We start from the raw sequence: 15,971 nt of genomic DNA, 5'->3' as shown, positions 1-15,971 counted from the left end.
ACGTGCGAGCCCAGCCCCACCGGCACCCCGTACGCCAGCACCTCCACCACACCACCCAGCGTGTCCCCGTCCCTGTGCGCCCGGTCGATCTCCGCGACCATCGCCTTCGACGCGCCCGCATCCAGACACCGCACCGGATCCGCATCCAGCCGCTCCACATCGGCGGGCGTGGGGCAGACACCGTACGGCGCCTTCGCCGCCGCCAGCTCCACCACATGCGAGACAACCTCGATGCCCGCGGTCTCCCTCAGATACGACCGCGCCACCGCACCCAGCGCCACCCGCGCCGCCGTCTCCCGCGCCGACGCCCGCTCCAGCACCGGACGCGCCTCGCCGAACCCGTACTTCTGCATCCCCGCCAGATCCGCATGACCCGGCCGCGGCCGGGTCAACGGCTCATTTCGCGCCAACCCCGCCAGGATCTCCGGGTCAACGGGATCGGCCGCCATGACCTGCTCCCACTTCGGCCACTCCGTGTTCCCCACCATCACCGCGACCGGCGACCCCAACGTCAGCCCGTGCCGCACCCCGCCCAGAAACGTGACCTCGTCCCGCTCGAACTTCATCCGCGCACCCCGGCCGTATCCCAGCCGCCGCCGCGCCAGATGGTCCGCCACCATCTCCGTGGTGACCGGCACACCGGCGGGAAGCCCCTCCAGCGTCGCGACGAGTGCGGGACCGTGGGACTCCCCCGCGGTAAGCCAACGCAGCCTGCTCAACGGTGCTCCTCTGAAGATCGCGCCCTGGTCCTGCCCTGCGTACGCGGGTCTTCGCGTACGGCGACGGCGCCGCCCGGTTGCGCGGCCCGGTTCGTCACTCCCGATCCTCCCACGTCCGCGGTCCGGACCCGGCCGCCGGTCCAGCAGGCGGGACGCACGGGGACGCTCAGCGGTCGGCCAGGGCCTTCTCCCCGGCCCGGCGCATGGCGTCCAGCGGGGCGGGCGTGCGGCCGGTCATCTGCTCGACCTGGAGCACCGCCTGGTGGACGAGGAGGTCGAGGCCGCTGACCACGGCCCCGCCGGCCATGGACCAGCGGGCCGCGAGGTCGGTCGGCCAGGGGTCGTAGAGCACGTCGAAGAGGGTGGCGGGCTGGTCCGGTACGGCGGCGGCGAGGGCGTCGGTGGTGCCCGCGGGGGTGGTGGCGATGACCAGGGGGGCGTGCAGCGCCTCGGCCGCGTCCGCCCAGTCCGCCGTACGGACCTCGACGTCGAGCCGGCGGCCCCACTGCCGCATCTCGGCGGCGCGGGCCGCGCTGCGGACGTAGGCGACGACCTCGCCGGTGCAGATCCGGGCCAGGGCGGCGAGCGCGGAGGAGGCGGTGGCGCCGGCACCGAGGACGGCGGCGGAGCCGACCTGTTCGATTCCGTGCTCGCGCAGGGCCGCCACGATGCCCGGGATGTCGGTGTTGTCGCCGAGGCGACGGCCGTCCTCGGTGAACACGACCGTGTTGACCGCGTCCACCGCGGCGGCCGTGTCACTGACCTCGTCGAGCAGCGGGATGACCGCCCGCTTCAGCGGCATGGTCAGCGAGAGCCCCGCCCACTCGGAGCCGACCTGCTCGAAGAAACCGGGCAGCCCGGCCTCGTCGACCTCGATGCGGTCGTACGTCCAGCCGCTGAGGCCGAGTTCGGCGTACGCGGCCCGGTGCAGCACCGGGGAGAGCGAGTGCGCGATGGGGGAACCGAGCACGGCGGCCCGCTTGTGCCTGACGTTCTCCATCACCGCTCCGCCGTTCCTTGCCGCCCCGATCCGCGTCGGGCCGCAACGCTACCGGAACCGCCCGCCGCCGAGCACGGCGGGCGTCCGGTGTCAGCCGATCGAATTGGCGTTGAACTTGTCCCGGAGCTGCTGGAATTCCTCGTAGGTCTTGGCGAATTCCGTGTTGCTCTTTCCGTCGGTCGCCACGAAGTAGATCCAGCCGTCGTGGGTCGGATTCAGCGCGGCCTTCAGGGCGTCGTCGCCCGGGTTGCCGATCGGACCGGGCGGCAGGCCCTTGTTGGTGTACGTGTTGTACGGGTCCTTGTTGCCGTGCACCTCGGACTCGGTGATGTGGATGTTGCTGGTGCCCTTCAGATAGTTGTACGTCGAGTCGAATTGCAGCAGCCCGTTGGTCTCGGTGTTCGTGGGCTTGAGCCGGTTGTAGATCACTTCCGCCATCTTGCGGAAGTCGTCGTGCGTCTTGCCCTCGGCCTGGACCAGGCTCGCGACCGTGACGAGCTGGAACGCGTTGTCCAGACCGAGTTCCTTGGCCTTGGCTTCGAGGCCGGAGTCGGCGAACTTCTCCTTGGCCGTGCCGATCATCTGCTTGAGGACCGTGTCGGGCTTCATGCCCTTCGCGGCGGGATACGTGCCGGGGTAGAGGAAGCCCTCCAGCGGGTCCCGGATCTGGCTGTTGTTCTGCGCCCAGCTCGGCAACCCGAGGGTCTTGTATTCCTTGTCCGCGGTCTTCTTCGTGGTTCCGGAGGCAAGACCGAGTTGCTTGTCGATCGCCTGGTACACCTGAGTGTTGCGCTCACCCGGTTTGACGAGCACATTGCTCTGGCTCTTCGGGTCGAGCATCATTTTCACGGCGCTCGCGGCGGACATCTCCTTGTGCAGCACATAGGCACCGGCCTGGATCGTGCCGCCCTGGGAGTTCTGCGACTGCGCGGAGACGAACGCGTCGACGCTCTTGACGACCCCGGAGTCCTTGAGCCGCCGCCCGATCTCGTAGCCGCCCGCTCCCTTGGGGATTTCCACGGTCACGGTCTCGCTGGTGCCGTTGCCCGGGTAGTCCGGGGCCGCACCGAAACGGTTCTGGTAGAACTTCAGGCCGAAGTATCCGACCCCGCCGAGGCCGCCGCCGAACACCAGGACGACCACCATGCAGGCGCAGCCGCTGCGCCGCTTCTTGGCTCCCTTGCCGCCCTTGGCGTTCTTGCCCCGTCGGTCACCGCGTCCGCCGCGCCCCTTCGGGTCGTCGTCGACGTCGTCGTCGGAGTCGTCGCCCGTGAAGAACGCGTGCTCGCCCTGGTCCGGGCCGGGGTCCCAGTCGGTCTCGGGATCCGGCTCGGGCCGTCTTCGCCCCGGCGGCTGCGGGGGCGGGTAGGCGTCGGGGGTGCCGTAGCGGTCGGGCTGCTCCGCGCCGTACGCCGCGGGCTGCTGACCGTAGGGGTCGCCCGGGTCCGCGGCGTGCGGCACGTGCCCGTGGGAGCCGCTGGCGTCCCAGCCGCCCTGCTGGTACTGGCCCTGGGGCGGCCCCGGGTACGGCTGCTGCTGGCCCTGCCGCGGGTACGGCGGCTGCTGACCCGCGTAGCCCTGCGGGTCGTAGTGCTGGTCGTGCTGGTCGCCCTGTTGCGCGTAGTGCTGCCGGCCGTGCTCGTCGTAGTACGGGTACTGCTGCTGGCCGTACCCGCCCTGCTGCTGGTCCCAGTCTCCGTACTGCGGCTGCTGGGGATGGTGCTGCGGCACGCCGCCGTAGGGGGACTGCTGACCCGCCTGGGTCTGCTGTCCTCCCCATCCTCCGTCCCCGTACAACGGGTCCTCGGGATGCCATGGTTCGGGGCCCGGGCCCCGGCCATACTCAGTCATCGATCCCCTAGAGCCACGAGGCGGCGGTCCCGCGGCTGCCCGCCGGGGTCCTGTTCCGCCTCTTGATGTGCGGCGGCTGTTCGAAAACCGCCGCATCGCGCGGAACGTTACCGTATCGCGATCAGATGACCACTTCGACGCCCTCGCCGGGCGCCTTACCTGACACCCGTTCGGATTCCAGGGCCTGCTGGAGGATGATGACGGCGGCCGCCTGGTCGATGACGGAGCGGCCCTTCCTGGCCGTGACCCCGGACGCGCGCAGCCCCTGGCCTGCCGTCACGGTCGTCATCCGCTCGTCGACGAGACGCACGCCGACGGGTGCGATGCCCTTGGCCAGCTCCTGCGCGAAGCCGCGCACCTTGACCGCGGCCGGGCCTTCACCCCCTTTGAGGGAACGGGGCAGACCGACGACGACCTCGATCGGCTCGTACTCCTCGACGAGTTGCCTGAGCCGGCGGTGGGCCGCCGGAACGTCCCGTCCGGGGACGGTCTCCACCGGGGTCGCGAGGATCCCGTCGGGGTCGCACGAGGCGACCCCGATACGGGCGTCCCCGACGTCGATCGCAAGCCGACGTCCTCTGCGCATGATTCCTTGACCGTTTCTTACTTGGCGGTCTCGCCGACCAGGCGCTCGACGGCGTCCACGGCGTCACCGATGGCGGCCGGGTGCTGGCCGCCGCCCTGGGCGACGTCCGGCTTGCCGCCTCCGCCGCCGCCGAGGGTCTTGGCGGCGGTACGGACCAGGTCGCCGGCCTTCAGGCCGCGCGCGCGGGCGGCCTCGTTGGTGGCGATGACCGTGAGCGGCTTGCCGTTGTTCACCGTGAACAGGGCGACGACGGCGGCCCGCCCGCCCTGGATGCGTCCGCGCACGTCGAGAACCAGTTTGCGCAGGTCGTCCGGGGTGGTGTTGTCCGGGACCCGGCCGGTGACGACGGCGGTCCCGCGGACGTCCTTGGCGGACTCGGCGAGCCCGGCGGCGGCCTGGAGCACCTTCTCGGCGCGGAACTTCTCGATCTCCTTCTCGGCGTCCTTCAACCTGCCGAGCATGCCGGAGACCTTCTCGGGCAGCTCCTCCGGGCGGCCCTTGAGCAGTTCGGTCAGCTGGTTGACGACGGTGTGCTCGCGGGCGAGGAAGGTGTAGGCGTCGACGCCCACCAGGGCCTCGATACGGCGCACACCGGAGCCGATGGACGACTCGCCGAGCAGCTTCACCAGGCCCAGCTGGGCGGTGTTGTGCACGTGCGTGCCGCCGCACAGTTCCTTGGAGAAGTCACCGATGGTGACCACGCGGACCCGCTCGCCGTACTTCTCGCCGAACTCGGCGATGGCGCCCTGCTTCTTGGCCTCGTCGATGCCCATGATCTCGGCGTTGACGTCCAGGTCGCGGGCGAGCACCTCGTTGATCTTCTGCTCGACGTCGGTCATCACGGCCGTGGGAACGGCGGACGGCGAGCCGAAGTCGAAGCGGAAGCGGCCGGGCTGGTTCTCCGAACCGGCCTGGGCGGCGGTCGGGCCGAGGGCGTCGCGCAGGGCCTGGTGGGTGAGGTGGGTGGCCGAGTGGGCGCGGGCGATGGCCTTGCGGCGGCGGGCGTCGATGGTGGCGTGCGTCTTGGCGCCGAGCGTCACCTCGCCGACCTGCACGACGCCCTTGTGGACGTACACACCGGGGACGGGCTTCTGGGTGTCGCGGACCTCGATGACGGCACCGGAGTCCGCTTTGATGCGGCCGGTGTCGCCGATCTGGCCGCCGCCCTCGGCGTAGAACGGGGTGCGGTCGAGGACGATCTCGACCTCGTCGCCCTCGGTGGCGGCGGGTGAGGGGACGCCGTCGACCAGGATGCCGACGACCGTGGACTCGCCCTCGGTGTCGCCGTAGCCGATGAAGTCGGTCTCGCCGGCGGTGTCGGCGATCTCCCGGTAGGCGCCGAGGTCGGCGTGGCCGGTCTTCTTGGCCTGGGCGTCGGCCTTGGCGCGCTCCCGCTGCTCCTTCATCAGGCGGCGGAAACCGTCCTCGTCCACGGTGAGGCCCTGCTCGGCGGCCATCTCCAGGGTGAGGTCGATCGGGAAGCCCCAGGTGTCGTGGAGCAGGAACGCCTTGTCGCCGGCAAGGACGGTGGAACCCGTGGCCTTGGTCTCGGTGACGGCGGTGTCGAGGATGTTGGTGCCGGACCTCAGGGTCTTGAGGAAGGCGTTCTCCTCGGCGAGGGCGACCTTCCCGATGCGCTCGCGGTCGGTGACCAGCTCCGGGTACTGCTGTCCCATCACACGGATGACGACGTCGATGAGGTCCGCCACGACCGGACCGGTGGCGCCGAGCAGGCGCATGTTGCGGATGGCCCGGCGCATGATGCGGCGCAGGACGTAGCCGCGGCCCTCGTTGCCGGGGGTCACGCCGTCACCGATGAGCATGGTGGCGGTGCGCATGTGGTCCGTCACCACGCGCAGGGACACGTCCGAGGCGTGGGCGTCGCCGTAGCGCACGCCGGTCAGCTCGGTGGCCTTGTCGATCACGGCCATGGAGGTGTCGATCTCGTACATGTTCTGCACGCCCTGCAGAATCATGGCGAGCCGCTCCAGGCCGAGGCCCGTGTCGATGTTCTTGCTCGGCAGGTCGCCGAGGATCTCGAAGTTGTCCTTGCCGGTGCCCTCGCCGCGCTCGTACTGCATGAAGACGAGGTTCCAGATCTCCACGTACCGCTCGTCGTTGACGGCGGGGCCGCCCTCGGCGCCGAACTCGGGGCCGCGGTCGTAGTTGATCTCGGAGCAGGGGCCGCACGGGCCCGGTACGCCCATGGACCAGAAGTTGTCCTTCATGCCCAGGCGCTGGATGCGCTCCTTGGGCACACCGACGACCTCGTGCCAGATGCGCTCGGCCTCGTCGTCGTCCTTGTAGACGGTGATCCAGAGCTTCTCCGGCTCCAGGCCGTAACCGCCCTTGTCCTGGGGAGCGGTGAGCAGTTCCCAGGCGAGCTTGATGGCGCCTTCCTTGAAGTAGTCGCCGAAGGAGAAGTTGCCGCACATCTGGAAGAACGTGCCGTGCCGGGTGGTCTTGCCGACCTCTTCGATGTCCGGCGTGCGCACGCACTTCTGCACGCTGGTGGCGCGCGGGAAGGGCGGCTTGACCTCACCCAGGAAGTAGGGCTTGAACGGCACCATGCCGGCCGGGACGAGGAGCAGAGTCGGGTCGTCCGCGATGAGCGACGCCGAAGGGACGACGGTGTGACCGCGCTCCTCGAAGAAGCTCAACCAGCGGCGACGAATCTCAGCCGACTCCATCAGTGGTCCTCATTCCGGTTGTACGAGTACGTCGTCGGATCGGCGTACTTCGGGTTGCTGCGGTTCTCGATGGCGGCGTACCGCGGAGGGACGGGGAGTTCCGGGGTCTCGTGGATGCCGAGCGCGTCTTCGAGTTCGGCTTCCCGCTGGGCCATGTTGTCCCGCACGTCGAGCGCGAAGCCCACCGCGCGGTCCTTGACGCGCCGGCCCGTCACGAGCGCCTTGTCCGCCGCGGTCGCGGCCAGACTCTCGGGGGTCAGCTGCTTCAGCTTGCGGTTGACCTTGGCGGTGGCCCACACACCGGCGGCGACACCTGTGGTGAACCAGAACGTACGGCGGAACATCGCTCGGTCAGTCTCTCTTTTCCCGGGTGTTCCGCTTCCCCCGTCGCGCGGACGGGATGGTGCGGCCCACGATCACGGTACGACGGGGCGCCTTGCCGGGCACGTCCTCGCGGCCGCCGTCGGCGGGCTCCGCGCGGCGGCCGGTGATCGCCCGGCGCACGCCGTAGCCGAAGGCCGCGACCTTGACGAGAGGGCCGCCGAAGGTGGACGCGACGGTCGTCGACAGCGCCGACGCGTTCGACGTGACTTCCTGGACGTCCGAGGCGATGGCGTCGACCCGGTCGATCTGGGTCTGCGCCGAGCGCACCGCGGCGGAGGCGTCGGCGAGCAGCGGGACGGCCTGGTCGGTCACGTCCGCCACGAGCTTGGTGGTCGCCTTGAGCGTCTGGGCCAGCCTCGCCAGGGCGACGGCGAGGAAGGACACCAGGATCGCCCAGAAGACGGCCACCAGGATCCCGGCAACCTCTCCACCGGACACGCTGCACCGCTTCCTGTTGTCACTGGAGTGCCCTGCCCACGGGCTCTCGGCGGGCACTTGCCGACGGGCACTCTGAAAGTCGCCATCCGACCCTATCGCGCCCGTGGTGGCCCGCCGTACCGGATTTCGGCGTCCGGCGCCGCGTCGATTCTACGCAGCGCGGCCGTGTACTCACGCAGCGCGGGGCCGGGTCGGCGTGCGGACGACGACGCCCGCCGCTTCCCACCGGTGCGGTGGGAAGCGGCGGGCGCGGGCGCAAGGCCGGTGGTACCGCCGCCGAGGGTGATCAGCGGGCGTAGTACTCGACGACGAGCTGCTCGTCGCAGATCACCGGGACTTCCTTGCGGTTCGGCTCACGGTCCAGGCGGAACGCCAGGGCCCTGAGGTTCACCTGGAGGTAGCGCGGGGTCTCGCCGTCGGGGGCGAAACCGCCCTCACGGGCGATCTGGAAGAGCGTCTTGTCCTTGCTGCGGTCGCGGACCTGGATGACGTCGTCGGGACGCACCCGGTAGGACGGCTTGTCGACCTTCTGACCGTTGACCTGGATGTGGCCGTGGACGACCATCTGACGGGCCTGGTAGATCGTGCGGGCGATGCCCGAACGCAGGACCAGCGCGTCGAGACGGCGCTCCAGCTCGACGATCAGGGCCTCACCGGTCTTGCCCTGGACCTTGGACGCACGCTCGTAGGCGCGCACCAGCTGACGCTCGGAGATGTCGTACTGAGCGCGCAGCCGCTGCTTCTCCAGCAGACGGACCTTGTAGTCCGAGTTCTGCTTGCGGCCACGTCCGTGCTCACCCGGCGGGTAGGGACGGGCCTCGAAGTACTTGACGGCCTTCGGGGTCAGCGCGATGCCGAGGGCACGCGACTTCTTGACCTTGGGGCGGGACTGGTTCGCCATGGAACCGAACACCTCATGTTCTCTGTGCGAATACGGCTTCACCAGGGTTAAGGGAGGTCGCATCCGCAGCCGGGGAATCCCGCCGGGTCCGCAGGACGGACCGGGTGGGCAGCCGCTCCCCTGGTCTGGGCACATACGTGCAGCACGCGAGTGGCCCACCGACCGGTCCCGGAGCCCCGGGGTGGTGGTGGGCTGCCCGCGACACCGTTCGACGGTGCGCGACGCTCCTGGATCCCCCGGCCCTCGCGGGCCTGGGGTTCCGGCTGGATGTCCCGTTCTGGTGGTGCCGGTTCTCCTTGCGGAGGCACGGACACGGGACACAGCACTTCGCGGAAGTCTACAGGGCGCTCAGGACCGCTTGCGACCCAGGTGTTTCCTGGTCCAGTCGACCGCGTCCGCGTACCGGGCCTCGGCACCGTGCCGGGTCGGGGTGTAGTACTCGCGGTCCTGGAGGCCGTCCGGCGCGTACTGCTGGGTGGCGATGCCCTCGGGCAGGTCGTGCGGGTAGACGTACCCCTGTGCGTGGCCGAGCTTGGCGGCGCCCTTGTAGTGCCCGTCGCGCAGGTGCGGCGGGACCGGGCCTGCCAGGCCCTTGCGGACGTCGTCCAGGGCGGCGCCGATCGCCGTGGTCGCGGCATTGGACTTGGGGGCGAGGGCCAGGGCGATGGTGGCGTGGCTGAGGGTGAGGGCCGCCTCCGGGAAACCGATCATGGCGACGGCCTGGGCGGCGGCCACCGCGAGCGGCAGGGCGTTCGGATCGGCGAGGCCGATGTCCTCGCTGGCGGAGATCATCAGCCGGCGGGCGATGAAACGGGGGTCCTCGCCGGCCTCGATCATCCGCGCCAGGTAGTGCAGCGCCGCGTCCACGTCGGAGCCGCGGATGGATTTGATGAGGGCGCTGGCCACGTCGTAGTGCTGGTCGCCGTCGCGGTCGTACTTCACCGCGGCCCGGTCGACCGTCTCCTCCAGGGTGGCGAGAGCGATCTCCGGCTCGCCCTTGTCGAGCGCCGCACCGGCCGCCGCCTCCAGGGCCGTCAGCGCACGGCGGGCGTCGCCGCCCGCGATCCGCAGCAGGTGCTCCTCGGTCTCCTCGGGAAGGGCGACGGCAGCGACGAGGCCCCGCTCGTCGGCCAGGGCGCGACGGAGCAGGCCGCGCAGGTCGTCGTCGGTGAGGGGTTCGAGGGTGAGCAGGAGGGAGCGGGACAGCAAGGGGGAGATCACGGAGAAGTACGGGTTCTCGGTGGTGGCCGCGATCAGGGTCACCCAGCGGTTCTCGACGGCCGGGAGCAGGGAGTCCTGCTGGGCCTTGCTGAAGCGGTGGATCTCGTCGAGGAAGAGGACGGTCTCCTTGCCGAAGCCACCGGTGGCCCGCCGGGCGCCGTCGATGACCGCCCGGACCTCCTTGACACCCGCGGTGATCGCGGACAGTTCCACGAAGCGCTTGTCGGTGGCCTTGGAGACGACGTACGCCAAGGTCGTCTTGCCGGTGCCGGGCGGGCCCCAGAGGATCACCGAGGAGGGTCCGGCCGGGCCGCCCGCACCCTCGCCGACCAGCCGGCGCAGCGGCGAGCCGGGCTTCAGCAGGTGCTGCTGGCCCACCACCTCGTCCAGGGTGCGCGGGCGCATCCGCACCGCCAGGGGGCTGCCTGCCGGGTCCTTCTCCTGGCGTTCTTCCGCCGCGGCGGTGAACAGGTCGGGTTCCACGGTGAAACCCTAAATCACGGTACTGACAACGCGACCGGGCCCTCCGCCGGGCGGGCCGGCGACGGGACGCGTACCGGGCTCAGCCGGTCCAGAAGTCCCACCAGCGGGTCAGGATCAGCATGCCGATGATGCCGACGTGCAGTACCGGCACCACCCAGGTGAACTCCCCGAAGAAGCCCTTCAACCAGCCCGGGGCGGGCAGGAAGCCCTTGCGGACGTTGAACGACGTCACGTACCAGAACATGGTGATCGTGGCGACCCAGGCCAGGCAGCACCACAGGCACAGCGCGTTGATCCGGTACAGGGACTGGAACTGCAGCCAGGTGCAGAAGCCGACGCCGAAGAGGGTGCCGAAGTTGAAGGTCAGCCAGTACCAGCGGGGGAACCGGGCCCGGGCGAGCAGGCTCATGCCGACGCAGATGACGATGCCGTAGCAGACCAGGCCGAGCATGGGGTTCGGGAAGCCGAAGGCGGCGGCCTGCTTGCTCTCCATGACGCTGCCGCAGGAGACGACCGGGTTGAGGCTGCATCCGGGGGTGAAGGTCTTCCCCTCGACCTTCGCCTCCAGCAGTTTGAACTTGTCGATCGTGATGACCCAGGCGGCGAGCAGGCCGGCCGCGCCGGTGATCACCAGCAGCAGGGCGAAGGCGCGGCTGCCGCCCTCCGTCCGCGTGCCGGGGGCACGCCCGGAGTCGGGCTCGGGCTCCGTGGAGGCGTCCTTGACTGTCGTCTTGCTCATCCCGCCGATTCCGTCTGCTTGAGAGTTGGACCTTCTTCGGCCAGGGGCCATTGTGCCGCACCGGGGATCCGGACATCCTCCGGTGGCCGTAAGTGGCCGACCCGAGGAGGTGCGCACGATCGTCCCGGAGCGTTGGTTCCTGGCCGACCCGTACTGCCATGACAGCACAGGCGGGCGAATTCCCGGTGGACGGATGGGGGGGACGGACGGTCCCGGAATCGCCTGGCCGGGCGAACCGGCGGCGCCGGATTGACGACGCGGCGGCCCGCCGGGAGGAGGGTCAGGGGCCGCCCTTCGCCGGTGGCCCGCGCCGTGGTGGGTCGGCCGGGCGGTTCCCCGTCCCTGCGGGCGCCGCCGCACCGGCGGCGGCGCCCCACCGCTAGTGCCCCGACAGGCAACGTTCGCCCCGTCGCGACGCCCGGCACGTGCTCTCGCCGCACCGGCCGAAAGCCCAAGTACGTCCAGTACGAGGACTTCCGGCCGGCACTCCCCCAAGCTCTTCGAGCAGGGGGGACCCCCAGAGCACGCACCGAACGCCGCTCCTTGACGGGCAAACGTTGCCTGCCGAGACACTAGCCGAGGCGCGACTCCAGTTCGGCCACGATCTCGTTCACGCCGATCGACGTCTGCTCGCCGGAGTCCATGTCCTTGAGCTGGACGACACCGTCGGCGAGGTCCCGCTCGCCGGCCACGATGGTGTAGCGGGCGCCGCTGCGGTTGGCGTTCTTCATGGCGCCCTTCAGGCCCCGGTCACCGTAGGAGAAGTCCGCCGCGATGCCCACCTTGCGCAACTCGGTGACCTTGGCGAACAGCACACGCCTGGCGTCCGCCCCGAGCGGGACCGCGAAGACGCTGACCGGCGACGGCAGGTCGAGGTCGACGCCCTCTGCCTCCAGGGCCAGCACCGTACGGTCGACGCCGAGGGCCCAGCCGACCGACGGGAGCGCCGGGCCGCCGATCATCTCCGACAGGCCGTCGTAGCGTCCGCCGCCGCCGACCGCGGACTGCGAACCGAGGCCGCCGTGCACGAACTCGAAGGTCGTCCGCGTGTAGTAGTCCAGGCCGCGCACCAGCTTCGGGTCGTCCTCGAAGCCCACACCCGCCGCGGTGATCAGCTCACGGACCTCCTCGTGGTACGCCTTGCAGGCGTCGCACAGGTAGTCGCGCAGCAGCGGCACGCCGGTCAACTGCTTCTGCACGGACTCGCGCTTGTCGTCGAGCACCCGCAGCGGGTTGATCTCGATGCGACGGCGGGTGTCCTCGTCCAGGTCGAGGCCGCGCAGGAACTCCTGGAGCGCCGCCCGGTAGACCGGCCGGCACTCCTTGTCGCCGAGGCTGTTCAGCAGGACCCGGAAGTTGCGCAGCCCGAGCGAGCGGTACGCCTGGTCCGCCAGGATGATCAGCTCGGCGTCCAGCGCGGGGTCCTCGGCGCCGATCGCCTCGGCGCCGACCTGGGAGAAGTGGCGGTAACGCCCCTTCTGCGGGCGCTCGTAGCGGTAGTACGAGCCGGAGTACCAGAGCTTGACGGGGAGGTTGCCCGCCTTGTGCAGGTTGGCCTCAAGAGCCGCGCGCAGCACGGAAGCGGTGCCCTCGGGGCGCAGGGCGAGCTTGTCGCCGCCCTTGGTCTCGAAGGCGTACATCTCCTTCGTCACGATGTCGGTGGACTCGCCGACTCCGCGCGCGAAGAGTTCCACGTTCTCGAAGCCGGGCGTCTCGACGTAGCCGTAACCGGAATTGCGCAGGGGCGCCGCGATCGCCTCACGGACGGCCAGGTACTTGGCGCTCTCCGGGGGGATCAGGTCGTACGTGCCCTTGGGGGCGTTGAAGGTGCTCACGGAAGTCTCTCGTCACAATCCTCGTCGGGGAGCGCCCTCGTTCGCTCCCAGGCCGGCGGCCACCTGCCGCAGATAGGGGTTGGTGGCGCGTTCACGGCCGATGGTCGTGTGCTCCTGGTGGCCCGGGAGTACTACGGTGGAGTCGTCGAGCGGCAGGACCACACGGGCCAGCGATTCGAGCATGTCCGCCATGGAGCCACCGGGCATGTCGGTGCGTCCGATGGAGCCGGCGAACAGCAGGTCGCCCGAGAACAGGACCGGCGGGATCTCCGCCGACTCGGGCAGACCGAACGTCACCGACCCCTTGGTATGGCCCGGCGCGTGGGTCACGGTCAGCTCCAGACCGGCCAGTTCCAGCCTGGCCCCGTCCGTCAGTTCCCTGACGTCGCCCGGCTCCCCCACCGTCAGCTCACCCATGAGCGGCATCCCGATGGCGCGGCCGATGGCCTTCTCCGGGTCGCTCATCATGTACCGGTCCTCGGGGTGGATCCAGGCGGGCACGTCGTGCGCGCCGCACACCGGGACGACCGAGGCGACATGGTCGATGTGGCCGTGCGTCAGGACGACGGCGACGGGCTTGAGCCGATGCTTTCCGAGCGCTTCCTCGACTCCTGCGGCGGCCTGATGGCCCGGGTCGATGATCACGCACTCCTCACCGGCGGCGGGGGCGACGAGATAACAGTTCGTCCCCCAGGCCCCGGCGGGGAACCCGGCAATGAGCACGATCGTCCTTTGTTGTGTTGATTACGGGGCGGCTTCAGCTGTTGTCAGAGCCTACCGGCGCTGCCGATTCCTCAGCTAACCCATATACGGTACGGGGCTACACGCGGCGGTCGGCTCACAGAACCCACGCGTACCGGTCGGCACACGACACGCATGAGGAGAGAACCCGGTGGTCAGCCAGGAGAAGCGGCGGCGTCAGCTCGCCCGGGAGAAGTTCTTGCGGCAGCAGCAGCGGCGTACGTCCGCACGGCGCAAATCACGCATGCGCAACTCCGTGATCGCGTCGGTACTCGGCGTGATCGTCATCGGCAGCGTCGCGCTGTACACGACCGGAGTGCTGAAGAACGACGACGACAAGTCGAACGCGAGTGCCGAGGTGACGCCCAGCGCCTCGGCCACCAGCAAGGCCCCCGACCCGTGCGAGAAGCCCGCCAAGGGGTCGGTGGAGAAGCTCAGCTGGAAGAAGGAGCCAGCCATGACGATCGACAAGTCGGCCGACTACACCATGAAGCTGGACACGACCTGCGGGGCGATCGACATCGCGCTGAAAACGGCGGCGGCTCCGCACACCGTGAACTCGTTCGACTTCCTCGCCGGCAAGGGCTACTTCGACCACACCAAGTGCCACCGGCTCACCACGAACGGGATCTACGTGCTGCAGTGCGGCGACCCGACGGGCACCGGCAGCGGCGGTCCCGGCTACACCATCCCGGACGAGAATCTGAAGGACAAGAGCCTGAAGAACAGCGTCTATCCGGCGGGCACGGTCGCGATGGCGAACACCGGTCAGGCACACACCGGCGGCAGCCAGTTCTTCCTCGTGTACCAGGACAGTCAGTTGCCGCCCAGCTACACACCGTTCGGAACGATCGACGAGGCGGGCATGAAGGTGCTCAAGAAGATCGCCGACGCGGGCGAGAACACGGGGGCCGGTGACGGTGCCCCGAACGCGACGGTCGTGATCAACAAGGCGACGGTCACCAAGTCCTGACGGCCATGACGGCCGGGCGTGGAATTTCGGTCGCGCGGGATGCGGACAGGCAACCCGCCGGTCGCCTATGTTGGCCGTGACGAAACTGTGGACGATGCCCGGGGGTGTACGAGCCCTGCGCAGGCATCATGTGGAGGAGGCGCTGTGAGCAGCGACCCGTGGGGCCGCGTCGACGAGACGGGGACCGTGTACGTGCGTACGGCCGACGGCGAGCAGGTCGTCGGTTCCTGGCAGGCCGGCTCCCCCGAGGAGGCGCTGGCCTACTTCGAGCGCAAGTACGAGGGCCTGGTCGTCGAAATCGGCCTCCTCGAAAAGCGAGTGCAGACCACCGACCTGTCGGCGAAGGACGCCCAGACCGCGATCGGCCACCTCCGCGAGCAGGTGGACGCGCATCACGCGGTGGGTGACCTGGAAACGCTGCGCGGTCGGCTGGACAAGCTCGTGGCGACCGTCGAGGCCCGCCGCGAGGAGCGGAAGGTGCAGCGGGCCAAGCAGTCCGACGAGGCCCGCAAGGCCAAGGAGGACCTGGTGGTCGAGGCCGAGCAGCTGGCGCAGTCCGACCAGTGGCGGGCCGCCGGCGAGCGGCTGCGTGCCCTGGTGGACACCTGGAAGGGTCTGCCGCGGCTCGACCGCAAGTCGGACGACGAGCTGTGGCACCGCTTCTCACACGCCCGGTCGGCGTTCTCCAAGCGCCGCAAGGCGCACTTCGCGCAGCTGGACGCGCAGCGCGAGGACGCCCGCAAGGCCAAGGAGCGGCTGGTCGCCGAGGCCGAGGCGCTGTCCGACTCGACGGACTGGGGTCCGACGGCGGCCCGCTACCGCGAGCTGATGACGGAGTGGAAGTCCGCGGGCCGCGCCCAGCGCGAGCACGAGGACGACCTGTGGAACCGCTTCCGCGGTGCGCAGGACGTCTTCTTCGCCGCCCGCAGTTCGGTGTTCGCCGAGCGGGACGCCGAGCAGACGGAGAACCTGAAGCTCAAGGAGGAGCTGGCCGAGGAGGCCGAGAAGCTCCTGCCGGTCAGCGACCTCAAGGCCGCCCGGGCCGCCTTCCGTTCGATCAACGAGCGCTGGGAGGGCATCGGCCATGTGCCGCGCGACGCGCGTCCCAGGGTCGAGGGCCGGATGCACACGGTCGACCGGGCGATCCAGGAGGCCGAGGAGTCCGAGTGGCGCCGGACCAACCCGGAGGCACGCGCGCGTGCCGAGGGGCTGACCGGTCAGCTCCAGGCCGCCGTGGACAAGCTGCGGGGCCAGATCGAGCAGGCTCGGGCCCAGGGCAACGCGTCCAGGGCCGAGAAGCTGGAACGGGAGCTGGAGGGCCGTCAGGCACTCCTGGACCAGGCGTTGAAGGGGTTGCAGGAGTTCGGCGGCTGATTGCCGGCCGGACCACTCCGCCCGTCGCCCGCGAGA

Annotated in this window: 14 protein-coding genes; 2 read left to right on the top strand and 12 right to left on the bottom strand. The window is 70.0% G+C overall.

Annotation, left to right across the window (positions count from 1 at the left end; genetic code table 11):
• The 12 genes from aroC to ACFY2B_RS16565 form a co-directional block, all read right to left on the bottom strand.
• Positions 1-719, bottom strand: a 719-nt coding sequence (gene aroC, locus ACFY2B_RS16620) for a chorismate synthase (protein ID WP_390763820.1), incomplete at its 3' end; no start/stop codon positions are given.
• A gap of 166 nt (positions 720-885) precedes the next feature.
• Positions 886-1,719 (bottom strand): shikimate dehydrogenase, encoded by an 834-nt coding sequence (locus ACFY2B_RS16615; protein WP_390763819.1) that lies wholly within the window; start codon positions 1,717-1,719, stop codon positions 886-888.
• 90 nt (positions 1,720-1,809) lie between these two features.
• Positions 1,810-3,570, bottom strand: coding sequence for an endolytic transglycosylase MltG (gene mltG, locus ACFY2B_RS16610; RefSeq protein WP_390763818.1), 1,761 nt, complete (start codon positions 3,568-3,570; stop codon positions 1,810-1,812).
• A gap of 121 nt (positions 3,571-3,691) precedes the next feature.
• Entirely contained in the window at positions 3,692-4,156 is a 465-nt protein-coding gene (gene ruvX / locus ACFY2B_RS16605; protein ID WP_376525066.1) for a Holliday junction resolvase RuvX, read from the bottom strand.
• Positions 4,157-4,173: 17 nt separating this feature from the next.
• The gene (gene alaS / locus ACFY2B_RS16600; protein ID WP_390763817.1) at positions 4,174-6,846 is read right to left on the bottom strand and encodes an alanine--tRNA ligase; all 2,673 of its coding nucleotides are present in this window, start codon (positions 6,844-6,846) and stop codon (positions 4,174-4,176) included.
• The gene (locus tag ACFY2B_RS16595; RefSeq protein ID WP_376525069.1) at positions 6,846-7,190 is read right to left on the bottom strand and encodes a hypothetical protein; all 345 of its coding nucleotides are present in this window, start codon (positions 7,188-7,190) and stop codon (positions 6,846-6,848) included. The genes alaS and ACFY2B_RS16595 overlap by 1 nt, the downstream gene beginning before the upstream one ends.
• Before the next feature lie 7 nt (positions 7,191-7,197).
• Positions 7,198-7,668: a DUF948 domain-containing protein gene (locus ACFY2B_RS16590; protein WP_376525070.1), complete on the bottom strand. Its 471-nt coding sequence runs from the start codon at positions 7,666-7,668 to the stop codon at positions 7,198-7,200.
• A gap of 286 nt (positions 7,669-7,954) precedes the next feature.
• Positions 7,955-8,569 (bottom strand): 30S ribosomal protein S4, encoded by a 615-nt coding sequence (rpsD, locus tag ACFY2B_RS16585; RefSeq protein ID WP_181803162.1) that lies wholly within the window; start codon positions 8,567-8,569, stop codon positions 7,955-7,957.
• 348 nt (positions 8,570-8,917) lie between these two features.
• A complete protein-coding gene (locus ACFY2B_RS16580; protein ID WP_390763816.1) occupies positions 8,918-10,273 on the bottom strand; it encodes a replication-associated recombination protein A in 1,356 nt (451 codons plus the stop codon).
• Positions 10,274-10,352: 79 nt separating this feature from the next.
• Positions 10,353-11,012 carry a vitamin K epoxide reductase family protein gene (locus ACFY2B_RS16575; RefSeq protein ID WP_390763815.1) on the bottom strand — a complete coding sequence of 220 codons (660 nt, stop codon included), beginning with the start codon at positions 11,010-11,012 and terminating at the stop codon, positions 10,353-10,355.
• 572 nt (positions 11,013-11,584) lie between these two features.
• A complete protein-coding gene (gene hisS / locus ACFY2B_RS16570) occupies positions 11,585-12,847 on the bottom strand; it encodes a histidine--tRNA ligase (RefSeq protein WP_390763814.1) in 1,263 nt (420 codons plus the stop codon).
• A 12-nt stretch (positions 12,848-12,859) separates the two neighbouring features.
• On the bottom strand, positions 12,860-13,570 hold the full coding sequence (locus ACFY2B_RS16565) for an MBL fold metallo-hydrolase (RefSeq protein ID WP_390763813.1): 711 nt from the start codon (positions 13,568-13,570) through the stop codon (positions 12,860-12,862).
• A gap of 169 nt (positions 13,571-13,739) precedes the next feature.
• Here ACFY2B_RS16565 and ACFY2B_RS16560 point away from each other — a divergent pair, with 169 nt between their 5' ends.
• A complete protein-coding gene (locus tag ACFY2B_RS16560; protein WP_390763812.1) occupies positions 13,740-14,561 on the top strand; it encodes a peptidylprolyl isomerase in 822 nt (273 codons plus the stop codon).
• A 144-nt stretch (positions 14,562-14,705) separates the two neighbouring features.
• Entirely contained in the window at positions 14,706-15,935 is a 1,230-nt protein-coding gene (locus tag ACFY2B_RS16555) for a DUF349 domain-containing protein (protein ID WP_390763811.1), read from the top strand.
• Positions 15,936-15,971 lie beyond the last annotated feature (36 nt).

It is taken from the genome of Streptomyces sp. NPDC001270 (assembly GCF_042896695.1).
In the GTDB taxonomy this organism is placed as follows: Bacteria; Actinomycetota; Actinomycetes; order Streptomycetales; family Streptomycetaceae; genus Streptomyces.
Note: the sequence above shows the minus strand (reverse complement) of the source record. Positions and strands in the feature narration are given on the sequence as shown.